We start from the raw sequence: 15180 nt of genomic DNA on the forward strand, positions 1-15180 counted from the left end.
TGATCAGGATGTCCTCGACCCGGTCGGGTAGGCCGAGCATCTCGATCGTGCGAAACTTGGCGCGCACGACGTCGGTGTTGCCGGCCGCGGCCACGGTGATGTCGAAGTCGGGCCCGCCCCCGAGCGTGCCGAGGGTCATGCCACTGGTGTAGTCGACGAGCGCGACGGCCAGGGCGCCGTCGATGGCCATTGCGCTCTTCAGTGCGACGTCGAGGGTGTTGCTCAAGACCTGCCTCCTTGGGTGTCGTAGCCCGGGAGCCTGCCACGCAGGTCAACTTCGCGAACAGGCTTCGCGCAAGCAATTGACCGTCCGGCTCACCGGAACCTGACTTCCCGACCGATTCTCTGCTCACGGCCCGGGTTGACGGCACCGACGGTCTGTGACATCGACCTCGGTGGGTCTTTGTGGCGCACGTTGCGCCTGATTGGCCGGAGGTGTGCCTCCGGTATCGTGGAGGCGCTGTGCCTGTCGAAAATGGCGTCCGGGCAGTTCAGGCGGCATGTTCGTACTCGTGCAGCACACCGCCGACGCGGTCATGTCGGCGGATGATCAGACGACCGAGTCTGGCCGGTTCTATGATCGGTTCAGGTAGCGGGGCCAGTGGTCGGGCGTTGGCGATGCCCTGATGTGGCCGACGCTCATTGCAGAAGATCTCGAATCGGGCGCGGAACGCCGTCGAGGAACTGCGCCGTGACACCAGCAACGACCAAGTGGACTCGCTGACCGCGGACGTAACCCGCCAACGAGACCTGCATCACCTGGCCGACCAGGTAAAGGGCCGTCACGGGACCCGCGACGTGCTGATCAACAGCGCGGGCGTGACCATGGCGCGGCGGGAACCGACCGAGGACGGTGCCGAGACCGCCTTCGCCGCAAACGTGCTCGCGCCGTACATCCTGATCCACCGGTTGCTGCCGACATTGTCCCGCGCGACGCCGACCCGGGTTATCAACATCACCGGCGGCGTCCCACGCGCCCGGATCGACCTGGACGACCTGCAAGGCGAGCGCTCGGACGTCGGACTGTCGTTGTACAACCAGACGAAGCTGGCGCTGATGGCGATGAGCTACACACTCGCCGAGCGCCTATGAGGCAGCGGAGCAAACCTCAACGTGGCGTATCCGGACACGCGTACACGTCGATGAACCAGGGCCTCACGATCGACACGTACCCGCCCGAAGTACGCCCAATCGTGCCGCTGCTACGGCTGCTGGTGCCGGTCCTCTACGGATAACGCGCCCTGGTCAAGGCCTCCCGGTCCAGCATCTACCTGGCATTGAGCTCTCACGTCGCCGACTTACACGGCACCTACGTCAACAGCAAATGCCGCCGGACCCATGGCCCACCGCGGTCCTCGACCAACGCAACCGCGACGCCATCTGGAGACTTTGCGAAAAGCTAGCCAGCTAACACGTGTAACGGCGTCGGCAAGACGCAAACAGGGCCATCGCCGCCGTCGTCAAAGGCGTGCTCGCAGCCCGTGAAAGCCCAACTTCTCATCGCACTCCACGACGCCGCAGCGCCCACCACGGCCGACCGACCTGCACGACAGCATAAGGCAGCCGGTCCAAGTCCCCGCCAACGATGCCTATCCAAGATCTGTGCGCGGAGTGGTCGCTAACCGCGCGGCGCGGCCGATGGCGCTGAAGGTTCAGAACGAGAACGGCTGGCGCGCCGTCGCAACTGGGCGGCGACAATCGGCCGCACATCCACTCGCGGCCCAGTCCGAATCCGGGCCGCGCACGGCGGTGCCGGCTTACGGCGGCCGGCGACCGGGTCAACACGCTGCCCGCGATGGATCGCACCGGTCGCCATGTCTCCGCCCCCTACACGCCACGCGGAAGGAATCTCCAGCATCAGCCACCGGTCGACGGCATACCGGCGACAGCCGGCAACCTCAGGCCCGCTCGTTACCGGCCGTCGGCAACGTTGCCGGGTGACACGGTCTGTACCCGATCGTCCTACCAGCTGCCGGTGGTCAGCGGGATGTACTGGACGAGGTTGTCGCCGCGTTCGGCGGGCAGGACGGCTAGGGCGTCGGCGTGGGCTGCCGGTCCGAGGTGGCCGGGCCGGGCTCCGCCGATGACGTGGACGCCGTCGCTGCGTCGGTGTACCGGGACGAGTCGGGTGTGTCCTGGTACTACGTGGACGTCGCCGTGCAAGGGTGCGGTGGGCAGGGCCGGGAGCGCGTGGCCGGCCAGTCCGGCGAGAAGCGGTTGCAGCAGGGTGTGCGCGGCGACGAGGGCGGCGAACGGGTTGCCGGGCAGGCCGACGATCCAGCGGCCGGCGGCCTCGGCGAGGACCTGCGGGTGGCCGGGCCGGCAGGCGACACCGTCGACGTGGACGGTCGCGCCGACGGTGTGCAGCGCGTGGTGGAGGCTGTCGGCCGGGCCGATGGAGGACGCGCCGCACACCACCACGACGTCCGCGCTGGCGAGGCTGTCGATGAGGGCTGCGGTGAGGGCGTCGGCGGGCCGGTCGGGCACCGGTAGGGAGCCGACGTCAGGGTCGGCTCCCCACATGGGCAGCAAGGCGTTGACGACCGGGCCAATCGCGTCGCGGACCGTTCCCTGTGGTGGACGCCCGCAGGGAATCACCTCGTCGCCGGTGATGAGCAGTTGCACGAGGGCTCGGGTGGTGACGGTGACGGCGTCGATGCCGACGCTCGCGGCCAGGCCGAGGGCCGCCGGGCGGAGCTGGTATCCGGCGGGCAGGATCTGCTGCCCGGCGCGGACGTACTCGCCGTGCCGGCGGATGTGGTGGCGGTCCGTCGGCGGGGCGAACACCGTATCGGCGTCGCGGACGGCGTCCTCATACCTGACCACGCGGTCGGTACCGTCCGGAACCGGCGCCCCAGTGCCGATCTCGACCGCTTCCCCGAGCGCGAGCGGGCTGGTCGCCGGGTCGCCGGCGAGGACCCGTCCGACGAGCTGCCACGGGCCGGGTCCCCGCACTGCGTAGCCGTCCATCGCAGCGTTGTCGAACCCGGGCAGCATGGTGGCCGCATGCAGGGCGGATCGGAGGGTGCGGCCGGCGGCATGCGGCAGGGCGACGACTTCGGCGGGCAGCGGGACGGCGAGCTGGTGGGCCAGTGTCCTGGCCTGATGCCAGGGCATCGGCCGGTGCGCCGCGAGATGGCCCGGCTGGTGATCGGCTGTGGCGGTCACGATGTCGGCGGGCCCGGTCATGGCAGTTTCGCGACCGTCAGCAGGATCACACTGTCAGTGATGGCTTCGAGGCTGTGCCGGGCGTCGGGCACGGTGAGCAGGTCACCAGCGGCGGCGTCGCAGGTGTCCGCGGCCGCGGTCATCCGAACCTGGCCATGCAGGACGTGCACGGTCGCCTCGCCCGGGTTCTCGTGCTCGTCCAGCCGGTGCCCGGCGGCCAACGCGATGATCGTCTGGCGCAGGGCTTTGGTGTGCCCGCCGACAACGGTGTGCGCGCTGCGCCCGCTGACGGCGGCCTGCGCCGTGGCGAGGTGCTCCGCGGCGAGGCCGGTGAGTGATTGCGTGTGCACGGGGTTCCTACTTTCTGCCTCGGCCGGTGGCTGCGGTGCGGGGAGTGCCGGGGCGGGTGCCGCTTCCGGCGGTCGGGGTGGTCAGGCCGCGCATTTTGACGGCGGTGTAGACGGCGGCGGCCAACGCGACATCGGACAGCAGCATCAGACCGATCGCGTAGGATTGTTCGACTCCGTACACCGCACCCATGATCAGTGGTGGGATGAAGCCGCCGAGACCACCAGCGGCGCCGACCACGCCGGTGACGGCGCCGACCTTGTCGGCTGGGGCGACCTTGCCGACGAGGGCGAACACGGCGCCGCTGGCGGTGCCGAGCAGGGCGGCCATGCCGAGGAACGCCACGGTCGCGGCCGGCATCAGCGGCGGCTGGAACGCCTGCGCGACGGCGAACAGGGCGGTGCCGGTGAAGCACCACACGAGGACCGGCACAGGATGGAACCGGTCGGACAGCCAGCCGCCGGTGGGTCGCGCGATCACGGCGAGGACGACGAACCCGGCGGTGCGCAGCGCAGCGTCATCCGCGGTCAGCTGGTAGGCGGTGCGCAGGTAGGCGGGCAGGTAGACGCTGAAGGCGACGAAGCCGCCGAACCCGACGGCGTAGAGGAAGCACAGCTGCCAGGTGACGCCGAGACGGCCGACATCGACGACGCGGGCGAGCGCCGACCCGGCCGGAGGTATGCGGCCGGGCGGGTCACGCAGCAGCAGGAACGCCAGGACTGCGTAGCCGGCCAGCAGGCCCGCGACGAGCAGGAACGGGGTGTTCTTGCCGTAGGCGTCGGCGAGTCTGACGGTGCTGAAGTTGGCGATGGCTGTGCCGCCCATGCCGATGCCGAACACGCCGAGGGCGAATCCTTTACGGGCCGGTGGGTACCACGCCGACACGTGCGGCACGCCGATGGCGAAGGTGGTGCCGCCGAGACCGAGGACGAAGCCGGTGGCGATCAGCGCCGGGTAGCTGTCGACGACGGTGAGGGTCAGCACCGGCGCGATGGTCAGCAGACTGAGCAACGGAAACATGATCCGGGCGCCGAGCCGGTCGGTGAGCGCCCCGACCGGGATCCGGCCCAGGGAACCGACCACGACCGGCACGGCGACGAGCAAGGACTGGGCGGCGAAGCTCAGGCCGAGGCGTTCCTTGAAGCCGGGTCCGAGCGGGCCGAGCAGCGCCCAGGCCCAGAAGTTGACGGTGAATCCCAGGGTGACCACGATCAGGTTGACCGTGGCACCGGGCGTGCCCGCGGCTCCGGTCGCAGCGGCGGCACGAGCCTTGCCGGTTGATGTCATCCCTCACCTCGAGCGTGATGCCGCTGTTCCCGGACGGCGGCAGCGATACGGGTCAGTGTCAGTCCGGCGGACTACCGCCGCGCGCGGACCGTCGGCGCCTTCGGCGGGCCCTCCCAGCCGGGGCGGCTCGGCCGCAGCCCGCCGCGCGGGTCGCGGCTGCGGTAGACAACGTACGGGCGGGTGAGATAGCCGACCGGCGCGCTGAACGCGTGGATCAGCCGGGTGAACGGCCAGATCGCGAAGAGCAGGAACGCGCTCAGGATGTGCAGCTGGAAGCCCAGCGGCACGTTCGCCATGATCTGCGGGTCGGGGCTGAGGTAGAACAGCGACCGGAACCAGGGCGAGATCGTTTCCCGGTAGTCGTAGCCGTCGCCGGCTACGTTGGCGCGCACGGTGGCGAGCAGGCCAAGCACGATGACGGCGACGAGCACGACGTACATCGCCTTGTCGTTCCTGGTGGTGGCGGTGAAGACCGGTCCGGTGAGCCGGCGGCGGGCGATGAGGATACCGAGCCCGATCAGCGTGCACAAACCGGCGACGGTGCCGATGAACACGGCCATGAGGTGGTAGGTGTGCTCGGTGATCCCGACCGCCTCGGTCCATGCCTTCGGCACCAGCAGCCCGCCGATGTGTCCGATGAGGACCATGAGGACGCCGACGTGGAACAGTGGGCTGCCCCAGCGCAGGACGGTGGTCTCGTACAGCTGCGAGGAGCGGGTGGTCCAGCCGAACTTGTCGAAGCGGTAGCGCCAGATCACGCCGCCGACCAGGATCACGAGCGAGAGGTAGGGCACGACGGCCCACAGCAGCGCGTTCATCGACGGCCTCCGGTGGTGTCGACGGGTCCGAAGGGTTCCAGTCCGACGTTCTCGACCGGCGGGCCGGTACGGGCGAGGCGGGCGGCGGCGGCCAGGTCGGCCGGGGTCGGCGCAGGCAGCATGGCCCGCACGGCGACGATCGCCTCCCGGTAGACCGACCGGTCCCTGGTCAAGGCCTCGGTGAGGAGATCCAGGCCGACCCGGTGCTCGCGCAGCAGTCGCCAGCCCCCGTCGTCGGCGGCGGCCAGGTCGAGCACGGCGGGTAGGTAGTCGGGCAGCTCGCCGTCGACGACCTCCAGCCCGGCGGCCTTGTAGACGGTGGCGAAGCCGACCAGCGCCTCGCCCCGGCGGCGGGTGTCGCCGGCCGTGTAGTAGGTCAGGTGCAGGCAGCAGCGGCGCCGGAAGTCGAACAGCTCCACGTAGTCGGCGGCGAGGCGAACCGGGTCGGTGCCGACGCGGTGCGCGGCCACCTCACCGAGCGGTCCGGCGACCGTCGACGGCAGCTCGGCCAGCGCCGCCCGCAGGACCGGCAGCGCGGCGAGCGTGGTGGCGTCGGGGTAGCGCAGCAGCAGCGACGCCGCCCGGGCCGCGACCGTCCGCCAGCCGGGGCCGTCGGCCGGGTTCGGTGCCCGGTCCGCCGGACGCTCACGGGTCGTGGTCACCGCGCACCTCCGCCGTTGGGCCCCTTGTCGCGGCCGTTCGCGTTCTTCGGCGGGAACAGGCCCTCCGGTTGGCCCTTGCCGTCCCAGTTGAGCAGGTTCACCCGGGCTTCCTTGCTCTCGGGCGCCGCCATGGTGTCGGCGGTCTGCCGGCTGCGCAGCATGTGGAAGTTCTCCACGTCGATCGGCAGTGGGGTGCCCGACGACTCGCCGAAGGGTCCTTGCCCGTACGGGCCGCCGCCGCCCATGCCCGGCCCGCCCTCGAAGTCGAGGCTGCACTCCGCGCCGATCGCCTCGAGGCGGTGCGCGTCCTCGGCGTGCGCGGCCGGGATGACGTAGCGGTCCTCGTACTTGGCGATGGCGAGCAGCCGGTACATGTCGTCGATCTGCGCGCCGGTCATGCCCACGGCCGAGGCGATCGACTCGTCGGGTTCCTCGCCGAGGTTGACCCGACGTTGGTAGGAGCGCATCGCGGCGAGACGCCGCAGTACCTTCGTCACCGGTGCCGGGTCTCCCGCAGTGAACAGCCCGGCGAGGTACTCGACCGGGATGCGCAGCGCGTCGACGGCGCCGAAGAGGTTCCCGGCGTCCTCGCCGTCGTGGCCGGTGTCGCGCAGTACGTCGACGACCGGCGACAGCGGCGGGATGTACCAGACCATCGGCATGGTGCGGTACTCCGGGTGCAGCGGCAGCGCCACCTGGTAGCGCATGATGAGGTCCCAGATCGGCGATCGCTGCGCCGCGGTGATCCAATCGTCGGGGATGCCGGCCTCCCGAGCGTCGGCGACCACCCGCGGATCGTTCGGGTCCAGGAAGACCGAGCGCTGTGCCGCGTAGAGGTCGTGCTCGTCCTTGACGGCGGCGGCCGTACCGACCCGGTCGGCGTCGTAGAGCATGAGTCCGAGGTAGCGCAGCCGGCCGACGCACGTTTCCGAGCAGATCGTCGGCTGGCCGATCTCGATGCGCGGGAAGCAGAACGTGCACTTCTCCGCCTTGCCGGTCCGGTGGTTGAAGTACACCTTCTTGTACGGGCAGCCGGTCACGCACATCCGCCAGCCCCGGCACCGGTCCTGGTCGACGAGCACGATGCCGTCCTCGGACCGCTTGTAGATCGCGCCGGACGGGCACGACGCGGCGCACGACGGGTTGAGGCAGTGCTCGCAGATGCGGGGCAGGAAAAACAGGAACGCCTGCTCGTACTCCTGGCGCACCCGGTCGGACACCTGCCGCAGCACTGGGTCCCCGGCCGCGATCGCGTTGCCGCCGGCGAGGGAGTCGTCCCAGTTCGCTGACCAGGTGACCTTCGTGTCCTGGCCGGTCAGCAGCGACTTGGGCCGGGCGACCGGGATGTCGTCGCCGGCGGGCGCGGTGAGCAGGTGCTCGTAGTCGTAGGTCCACGGCTCGTAGTAGTCCTGCATCGCCGGCAGCTTCGGGTTGGCGAAGATGCTGAGCAGCTTCTTGACCCGCCCGCCGGCCTTGGGCTTGAGCCGGCCGGTCCGGGTGCGGGTCCAGCCGCCCTGCCACCGCTCCTGGTCCTCGTATGTGCGGGGATAGCCCTGCCCCGGGCGGGATTCGACGTTGTTGAACCACACGTATTCGACGCCGGAGCGGTTGGTCCACGCCTGTTTGCACGTCACCGAGCAGGTGTGGCAGCCGATGCACTTGTCGAGGTTCATGACCATCGCCATCTGGGCCATCACTCTCATCAGTACTGCACCTCCTGCGAGCGGCGGCGGATCACGGTGACCTCGTCGCGCTGGTTGCCGGTCGGGCCGAGGTAGTTGAACGCGAACGACAGCTGCGCGTAGCCGCCGATGATGTGGCTGGGCTTGATGAGCAGCCGGGTCAGCGAGTTGTGGATGCCGCCGCGACGACCGTTGACCTCCGCCTTGGGCACGTCGATGACCCGTTCCTGCGCGTGATACATGTACACGGTGCCCTCGGGCATCTTGTGGGTGACCACCGCGCGGCACACCACGACGCCGTTGCGGTTGACCGCCTCGATCCAGTCGTTGTCGGCGATGCCGATCTTCGCGGCGTCCGCTTCGGACATCCACATCGTCGGCCCGCCCCGCGACAGGGTGAGCATGATGAGGTTGTCCTGGTACTCGGAGTGGATGGACCACTTCGAGTGCGGCGTCAGGTAACGCACGGTCAGCTCCAGCTCCCCGTTCCGCCCGAGCCTGGGCTCGCCGAACAGCTTGTGCATGTCCAGGGGCGGGCGGAAGATCGGCAGCTCCTCGCCGAGCTCCTGGATCCAGTCGTGGTCGAGGTAGAAGTGCTGCCGGCCGGTGAGCGTGTGCCAGGGTTTGAGCCGCTCGGTGTTGATGGTGAACGGCGAGTACCGCCGGCCGCCGGTCTCGCTGCCCGACCACTCAGGGCTGGTGATGACCGGCACCGGGCGGGACTGCGTGTCGGCGAAGCGGATCTGCTTGCCCTCGTGCTCGGCGGACAGGTCGGCGAGGCGCTGCCCGGTGCGCCGCTCCAGGGCGTGGAAGCCCTCGGTGGCGACCCGGCCGTTCGTGGTCCCGGACAGGGCGAGGATGGCCTCGCAGGCGCGGATGTCGGTGTCGAGGCGGGGCCGGCCGTCGGCGACGCCGCCGTGCACGGTGCCGTTGATCTGCTTGAGCCGCTCGACCTCGGGGGTGACGTCGACGGTGACCGCCTTCGTCGTGGTGCCGAGCCGGTCCAGCAGCGGACCGAGCGCGGCCATCTTGTCGGCGATCGCGCCGTAGTCGCGCTCGACGACGAGGAACTTCGGCATCGTCCTGCCCGGCACCGCCGCCGTCTCGCCGGTCTTCCAGTCGCGCACGACCCCGCCGGGGGTGGCCATGGCGTCCGGGGTGTCGTGCAGTAGCGGCGCCGCAACGAGGTCCCGGCGCACGCCGAGGTGCCCGGCGGCGAGGCGGGAGAACACCTTCGCGATGCCGTGGAACGTGTCGAAGTCGGTCCGGGTCTGCCACGGCGGGCTGATCGCCGGGGTGAACGCGTGGACGAACGGATGCATGTCGGTGGTGTTGAGGTCGTGCTTCTCGTACCAGGTGGCGGCGGGGAGCACGACGTCGGAGAACAGCGTCGTGGACGTCATCCGGAAGTCCAGCGACAGCAGCAGGTCCAGCTTGCCTTCGGGGGCCTCGTCGTGCCAGACGACGTCTTCGGGGCGCCGGTCCGGCGGGGCCTCGGCCGCGCGCAGGCTGGCGTCGGTGCCGAGCAGGTGGCGCAGGAAGTACTCGTTGCCCTTGGCCGAGGAGCCCAGCAGATTGGCGCGCCACACGGTGAGCACGCGCGGCCAGTTCTGCGGCGCGTCCGGGTCGGTGCAAGCGAAGCTGAGCCGCCCGTCGACGAGTTCCCGCGCTACGTACGCGGCGGGGTTGTCCGGGTCGGCGGCCAGGGCCTCGTCGGCGATGTCCAGGGGGTTGCGCGACAGGGTCGGCATGGACGGCATCCAGCCCAGCCGGGCGGACTTGGCGAGCAGGTCGGCGGTGTGCCGGCCAGCGAACTCTCCCTTGGCGAGGGGCGTGGTGAGCACGTCGGCGGTGTACTGATCGTAGCGCCACTGGTCGGTGTGCAGGTACCAAAACGCGGTGCCGATCATCTGCCGGGGCGGGCGTGACCAGTCCAGCCCGAACGCGAGGTGCGCCCAGCCGGTGACCGGGCGGCACTTCTCCTGCCCGACGTAGTGCGCCCAGCCGCCACCGTTGACGCCCTGGCAGCCGGTCAGCGTGGTCAGCGCCAGCATCGCCCGGTAGGTGGTGTCGGAGTGGAACCAGTGGTTGGTCCCGGCGCCCATGAGGATCATCGAGCGGCCGCCGGAACGCTCGGCATTGTCGGCGAACTCGCGGGCGACCCGGGCCACCGCCGCGGCCGGCACGCCGGTGATCGGCTCCTGCCACGCCGGCGTGCAGGGCGCCGTGGCGTCGTCGTAGCCGGCTGGCCACACCCCCGGCAGACCCGGCCGAGGCACCCCGTACTGCGCGAGCATCAGGTCGTACACCGAGGTGACGAGGCGACCGGCGACGGTGGCGGTCGGGACGCCGCGGCGCAGCAGGGTCGGGGTGTCATCGTCGAAGCGGGGCAGCAGCAGCTCGACGGGCTCACCGCCTGCGCAGCTGAGGCGGGGCACGACGGCGCCGAGGTCGAGGTTCCACCGGCCGACGCCAGCCTCGCTGAACCGGTCGCCGAGCGAGCCGCCCGGCACCACCGCGGCGTCGGTGATCGAGTCCCACAGCACTGGCCGGAACGCCGCCTCGGCGTCGCTCTCACCGAGGTGCGCGGCGGTGAGGAACTTGCCGGGCCGGTAGCCGCCGCCCTCGACCACCTCCAGGGTGACGAGGTAGGGCAGGTCGGTGAAGCGCGAGACGTAGTCGACGAACCGGGGTGTGGTCCGCTCGACGAAGAACTCCTTGAGGATGATGTGGCCCATCGCCATCGCCAGGGCGCCGTCGGTGCCGGGCTGGGCGGGCAGCCATTCGTCGGCGAACTTGACGTTGTCGGCGTAGTCCGGTGAGACCACGACGACCTTCTGGCCGCGGTAGCGGGCCTCGGCCATCCAGTGCGCGTCCGGGGTGCGGGTCACCGGCACATTGGAGCCCCACATCATGAGGTAGGCGGCGTCCCACCAGTCGCCGGACTCGGGCACGTCGGTCTGGTCGCCGAACATCTGCGGCGAGGCGACCGGCAGGTCGGCGTACCAGTCGTAGAACGACAGCATCGTCGCGCCGATGAGTGACATGAACCGGGCGCCGGTCGCGTGCGACACCATCGACATCGCCGGGATCGGCGAGAAGCCGGCGATCCGGTCCGGGCCGTGCCGCCGGATCGTGTGGACGTGGGCGGCGGCGATCATCTCGAGGGCCTCGTCCCAGCCGACCCGCACGAGGCCGCCCTTCCCGCGGGCCTGCTGGTAGCGGCGCCGCCGCTTCGGGTCGTCCTGGATGTCGGCCCACGCCGCGACCGGGTCGCCGCCGTGCCTGGCCTTCGCCTCGCGGAACATCTCCACCAGGACCCCGCGGGCGTACGGGTAGCGCACGCGCGTCGGTGAGTACGTGTACCAGGAGAAGGCAGCACCGCGGGGACAGCCGCGCGGCTCGTACTCCGGGCGGTCGGGGCCGGCGGTCGGGTAGTCGGTCTGCTGCTGCTCCCAAGTGATGATGCCGTCGCGGACGTATACCTTCCACGAGCATGATCCGGTGCAGTTGACCCCGTGGGTGGAGCGGACCACCTTGTCGTAGGACCAGCGGTCCCGGTAGAAGGCGTCAGCCTCCCGGCCGCCGATCTGATGCAACGTCCGGCCGTCCGCGGACACCTCGGCCCTCCGAACCAACCCACCGACCGCCAGCAGTGCGCGTCCCGCGCTGTCGGTTGCGCCCGTCATTGCAGTCTCGACCTCCAAGAGATGACCTTGTTGACCACATTTGTCCGTCGGGCCGGCCCTCGCAACCCGAATACGACTTTCTCCGGTGTCGTCCGGTCCTGAGCATGAGCGGTGCCGTCGCCGGTGCACCGGCGACGACGCGTCACGCGGCTCGCGGGTTGGCGCCAGCCGGCGTGGGTGCTGTCGCCGTTCTGATCATGGTGGTGGTGGTGTGCCGTGTCCTGGCCGGGCCGGTGTGACACGGTCCCAGGCATCGATCGGCAGGGCGATGACGGAGGCGGGGAACAGGCCGTGTTCCTCGTTGTCGATGTGCCGGTGCAGCCGGTCGAGCGCGGCGAGGACCGTCGGCCAGTCGGGGGCGGCACGGTCGACGGTGCCGAGGACACCGTGGATGTCGTGGTGTTCGGCGCACAGCTTGTCCACCGCTTTGGTGAGGCTGCCTTCGGTGCGCAATTCGGCGAACAGGCCGGTCTCCTCGGTGGCGGTGTGCGGGCCGAGCAACGCCAGCAGGTCATCGAGCGCGGTGGCGGGGTCGGCGGTGCCGTGGCTGACGGCGCGGCGCAGCCGGCCGGCGGCGTCGGCGATGGCCTCGTGCTCGTCGGTGAGCCGGGCGATGAGCGGAAAGTCCCGGCAGCCGCAGTAGTTGCACACGGCTTCTTCCTCTTCTCTGGTCGGCGGCGGCAGGTGTCAGCCGTTGACCGGGTGGCGGTGCAGCCGCAGCTGCCACACGTCGGGACCGTCCTGCAGCCAGTCGGTGTCGATCTGACCCGGGTGGCGGGCGTCGATCTCGGCCAGCAGTGGCCGCGGCGTGTGCGGGGCGATGAGCACCAGGGCACCGTCGGCGGGGAGTGCGTCGACGGCGGCGAGGACCCGGGCGTGTCGTTCGTCGTGTGGCAGCGCGCGCACGTCGAGGCGGGTGTCCACGCTGAGGACCGGTGCCGGCGCGCCGGCCGGGCCACGGTCACCGCCGCAGCCGCAGCCGCACCCGCCGCCACCGCAACCGCAACCGCCGGCACCTGATCCGCCCACCTCGTCGGCCGTGTCGGGGGCGTCGGGGGCGTCGGTGCAGCCGAGCAGGTCGTGCATCCCGGTCAGCAGGCCAGCCAGCGACACGTGCGCGGTGTCGAGCAGCAGCGGCAGGACCAGATTGTTCTCTTTGTCCAGATGGACCTCGAACAGTGCGGTCAGCGCGCGGGCTGCCGCTGCCGCATCCGTCGCGGTGTCGGCGGTCTCGAGTTCGGCGACGAGGGCGGTGATCGTCTGATGCTCGCCCACCATGGCCTCGACCAGGAGCCGCCCGCTGGCCTGCGCGGCGGCGGCCGGGTACAGGGCGGTCTCCTCGGCAGCGGCATGTGGCAGCAGTTCGGTCCGCAGCCACCCCAGCAACCCCGCGCGCCGCTGCGGCCACAACGCCGGCGTCCCCTGCCGGGCGGCGTCCCGCAGTGCCGCGGTGTGCCGAGCGAGGTCGGCGGCCAACTGGGTGTGGTGGGCGATCACCGCGGTAGCGGCGCGGCGGTCAGCATCGGGCTGTGACATGGCACCCGTCCCTGGTTTTGACGTCGTTTGACGTTGTAACGTTAGACCTTGTGGAAACCCTGCGACTAGGCCCATCCGGAGAGACGATCGACACGCCCCGGCACCGCGCGCTCGGCTCGGCCAGCCGCACGGCGATCCTGCGGCTGGTCCGCGCCACCGGCACCGGGCTCACGGCCGCCGACGTCGTTGACGCCACTTCACTGCACCCGTCGACGGTGCGGGCGCACCTGGAACGGCTGGTCGAGGCCGGGCTGCTGGTCAAGGCGCGGGCCAGCGGCGGCCTGCCTGGCCGGCCAGCGTGGCGATACCGGGCCGCCGCCGCCGAGCCCGCACCGGCGCCGTACCGGGCCCTTGCCGCCGCGCTGCTGGACCACCTGGCCACCACCGGCGGCGGCGTCGCGGGCGCCGTGACCGCAGGCGAGGCGTGGGGGCGGCGGCTCGCCGCACCCGCCGACTCGGCCGATCCGGTCACCACGGTGCTCGGCGTGCTGCGGCAGCTGGGGTTCGACCCGCAACCGGTACCGGCCACCGGTCCCGTCCCCGTCGATGGTTCTAACCCAGCCCGGGGGCCAGGCCCGGACCAGGCGCCCGGTCCGGACTCCGGCGAGGTGGAGGTGCGCCTGCACACCTGCCCGTTCCTGGAACTGATCGGCCAGCAGCCCGACGTCATGTGCGCGCTGCACGCCGGGATGATCCGCGGTGTGCTGCGCGCCGCGGGAGCGGCCGACGGGCAGGCCGTGCTGGAGCCGTTCGCCGCCCCGAACGCATGCGTGGCCCGGCTCCGGGCCTCGCGTCGGCAGGGTGACCAGCCGTGACCGGGTCCGGTGCGGTGCGGTGGCGACTGCCCCTGCTCGGCACCGGCGGTGTCGCCCTGATATCCGGGCTGTACGCGGGACTGCTGCTGCTCGGCTTCGACCTGCCCGCACCCCGCCCGACCCTGGCGGACGTACACGGCCCAGTGATGGTCATCGGCTTCGTCGGCACCCTGATAGCCCTGGAACGCGCTGTCGCCCTCGGCGCCCGCTGGGCTCTCGCTGCACCCGCCTGCTCCGGTGCCGGCGGCCTGGTCCTCGTCGTCGCCGGTCCGGTCCTGCCCGGCAAGCTGCTACTCGCCGCCGGCGGTGTCGCCCTGCTCGGCGTGTACCGCACGCTGTGGCGCCGCCAGCCGGGGGTGGCGCTGCTCGCCCAGGCCACCGGCGCGTTCGCCTGGTACGCCGCCACGCTGCTGTGGCTGGCCGGGCTGCCCGTCCCCGATCTGGTGCCGTGGTTGGCCACGTTTCTGGTCGCCACCATCGCCGGGGAACGTCTGGAACTGGCCCACGTCGTCAGCGGCGGGCGGTCGGCTCCGCGGTGGTTCCTCGCCGCGTTGACGGCGCTGGTCGCTGGCGCGACCGCGGTCACCGTATGGCCGAGAACCGGTGCGCACCTGTTCGGCGCCGGGCTGCTGGCGATCGTGGCGTGGCTGGCCGTGTTCGACGTCGCCCGCCGCACGATCCGCGGCACCGGGCTGCCCCGCTACGCCGCCGCCGGGCTGCTGGCCGGCTACGCCTGGCTGGCACTTGCCGGCGTGTTCTGGGCCGGTGGTGGCCGGACGGTCGCCGGGCCCCGCTACGACGCGACGCTGCACGCGGTGTTCCTCGGCTTCGCCATGTCGATGATCTTCGTGCATGCGCCGGTGATCCTGCCCGCCGTGCTGCGCCGGCCGTTGCCGTACCGGCCAGTGTTGTATGCGCCGCTGGCGCTGCTGCACGTCTCCCTGCTGGTCCGGGTGACCCTCGGCGACGGCGCCGGGATGAAGCCGGTATGGCGGTGGGCCGGCGTCGGCAACGTCGCTGCGGTCGTCGCGTTCGTCGGCTGCGCCGTTGTGCTCGGTGCGCGGGCCGGCCGGCTCAGCACACGCACCGCCGGTACCCGGGGGTCCGCTGCGGCACGGCCACGGCAGGCCGCGGTAGGAGCGTCCCGGTGACCGGCCCGCAGCGCGCACCGGCCA

12 protein-coding genes and 1 pseudogene are annotated in these 15180 nt (G+C 71.2%); 3 read left to right on the plus strand and 10 right to left on the minus strand.

The window, feature by feature from the left end; translation table 11 throughout:
- Positions 1-190, minus strand: a pseudogene (locus tag ABZS66_RS22490) (hypothetical protein); the annotation flags it as partial.
- A 452-nt stretch (positions 191-642) separates the two neighbouring features.
- Between ABZS66_RS22490 and ABZS66_RS22495 the strand changes: the two are divergent.
- Entirely contained in the window at positions 643-1092 is a 450-nt protein-coding gene (locus ABZS66_RS22495; RefSeq protein WP_354760585.1) for an SDR family NAD(P)-dependent oxidoreductase, read from the plus strand.
- A gap of 870 nt (positions 1093-1962) precedes the next feature.
- Here the strand turns inward: ABZS66_RS22495 and ABZS66_RS22500 are convergent.
- From ABZS66_RS22500 to ABZS66_RS22540, 9 genes are all read right to left on the minus strand, one after another.
- Complete coding sequence (locus tag ABZS66_RS22500) at positions 1963-3189, minus strand: molybdopterin molybdotransferase MoeA (protein WP_354760587.1); 1227 nt, start codon at positions 3187-3189, stop codon at positions 1963-1965.
- Positions 3186-3518 (minus strand): LuxR family transcriptional regulator, encoded by a 333-nt coding sequence (locus ABZS66_RS22505; protein WP_354760589.1) that lies wholly within the window; start codon positions 3516-3518, stop codon positions 3186-3188. The genes ABZS66_RS22500 and ABZS66_RS22505 overlap by 4 nt, the downstream gene beginning before the upstream one ends.
- Before the next feature lie 7 nt (positions 3519-3525).
- The gene (locus ABZS66_RS22510) at positions 3526-4803 is read right to left on the minus strand and encodes an MFS transporter (RefSeq protein ID WP_354760591.1); all 1278 of its coding nucleotides are present in this window, start codon (positions 4801-4803) and stop codon (positions 3526-3528) included.
- A 71-nt stretch (positions 4804-4874) separates the two neighbouring features.
- Complete coding sequence (narI, locus tag ABZS66_RS22515) at positions 4875-5621, minus strand: respiratory nitrate reductase subunit gamma (RefSeq protein ID WP_354760593.1); 747 nt, start codon at positions 5619-5621, stop codon at positions 4875-4877.
- On the minus strand, positions 5618-6283 hold the full coding sequence (gene narJ, locus ABZS66_RS22520; protein ID WP_354760595.1) for a nitrate reductase molybdenum cofactor assembly chaperone: 666 nt from the start codon (positions 6281-6283) through the stop codon (positions 5618-5620). The genes narI and narJ overlap by 4 nt, the downstream gene beginning before the upstream one ends.
- Positions 6280-7986 (minus strand): nitrate reductase subunit beta, encoded by a 1707-nt coding sequence (gene narH / locus ABZS66_RS22525; protein WP_354760597.1) that lies wholly within the window; start codon positions 7984-7986, stop codon positions 6280-6282. Before narH ends, narJ begins: the two co-directional genes overlap by 4 nt.
- A complete protein-coding gene (locus ABZS66_RS22530) occupies positions 7986-11654 on the minus strand; it encodes a nitrate reductase subunit alpha (RefSeq protein WP_354760599.1) in 3669 nt (1222 codons plus the stop codon). Before ABZS66_RS22530 ends, narH begins: the two co-directional genes overlap by 1 nt.
- Before the next feature lie 195 nt (positions 11655-11849).
- Positions 11850-12305 carry a hemerythrin domain-containing protein gene (locus ABZS66_RS22535; RefSeq protein WP_354760601.1) on the minus strand — a complete coding sequence of 152 codons (456 nt, stop codon included), beginning with the start codon at positions 12303-12305 and terminating at the stop codon, positions 11850-11852.
- Positions 12306-12341: 36 nt separating this feature from the next.
- Entirely contained in the window at positions 12342-13190 is an 849-nt protein-coding gene (locus ABZS66_RS22540) for a DUF2249 domain-containing protein (protein ID WP_354760603.1), read from the minus strand.
- 59 nt (positions 13191-13249) lie between these two features.
- On the opposite strand from ABZS66_RS22540, the gene ABZS66_RS22545 reads away from it, so the two are divergent.
- Both ABZS66_RS22545 and ABZS66_RS22550 read left to right on the plus strand, forming a co-directional pair.
- On the plus strand, positions 13250-14005 hold the full coding sequence (locus ABZS66_RS22545) for a helix-turn-helix domain-containing protein (protein ID WP_354760700.1): 756 nt from the start codon (positions 13250-13252) through the stop codon (positions 14003-14005).
- A complete protein-coding gene (locus ABZS66_RS22550; RefSeq protein ID WP_354760605.1) occupies positions 14002-15156 on the plus strand; it encodes a hypothetical protein in 1155 nt (384 codons plus the stop codon). Before ABZS66_RS22545 ends, ABZS66_RS22550 begins: the two co-directional genes overlap by 4 nt.
- The last annotated feature ends 24 nt before the right edge of the window (positions 15157-15180 follow it).

The organism is Dactylosporangium sp. NPDC005572, from assembly GCF_040605515.1.
Classification (GTDB): domain Bacteria; phylum Actinomycetota; class Actinomycetes; order Mycobacteriales; family Micromonosporaceae; genus Dactylosporangium.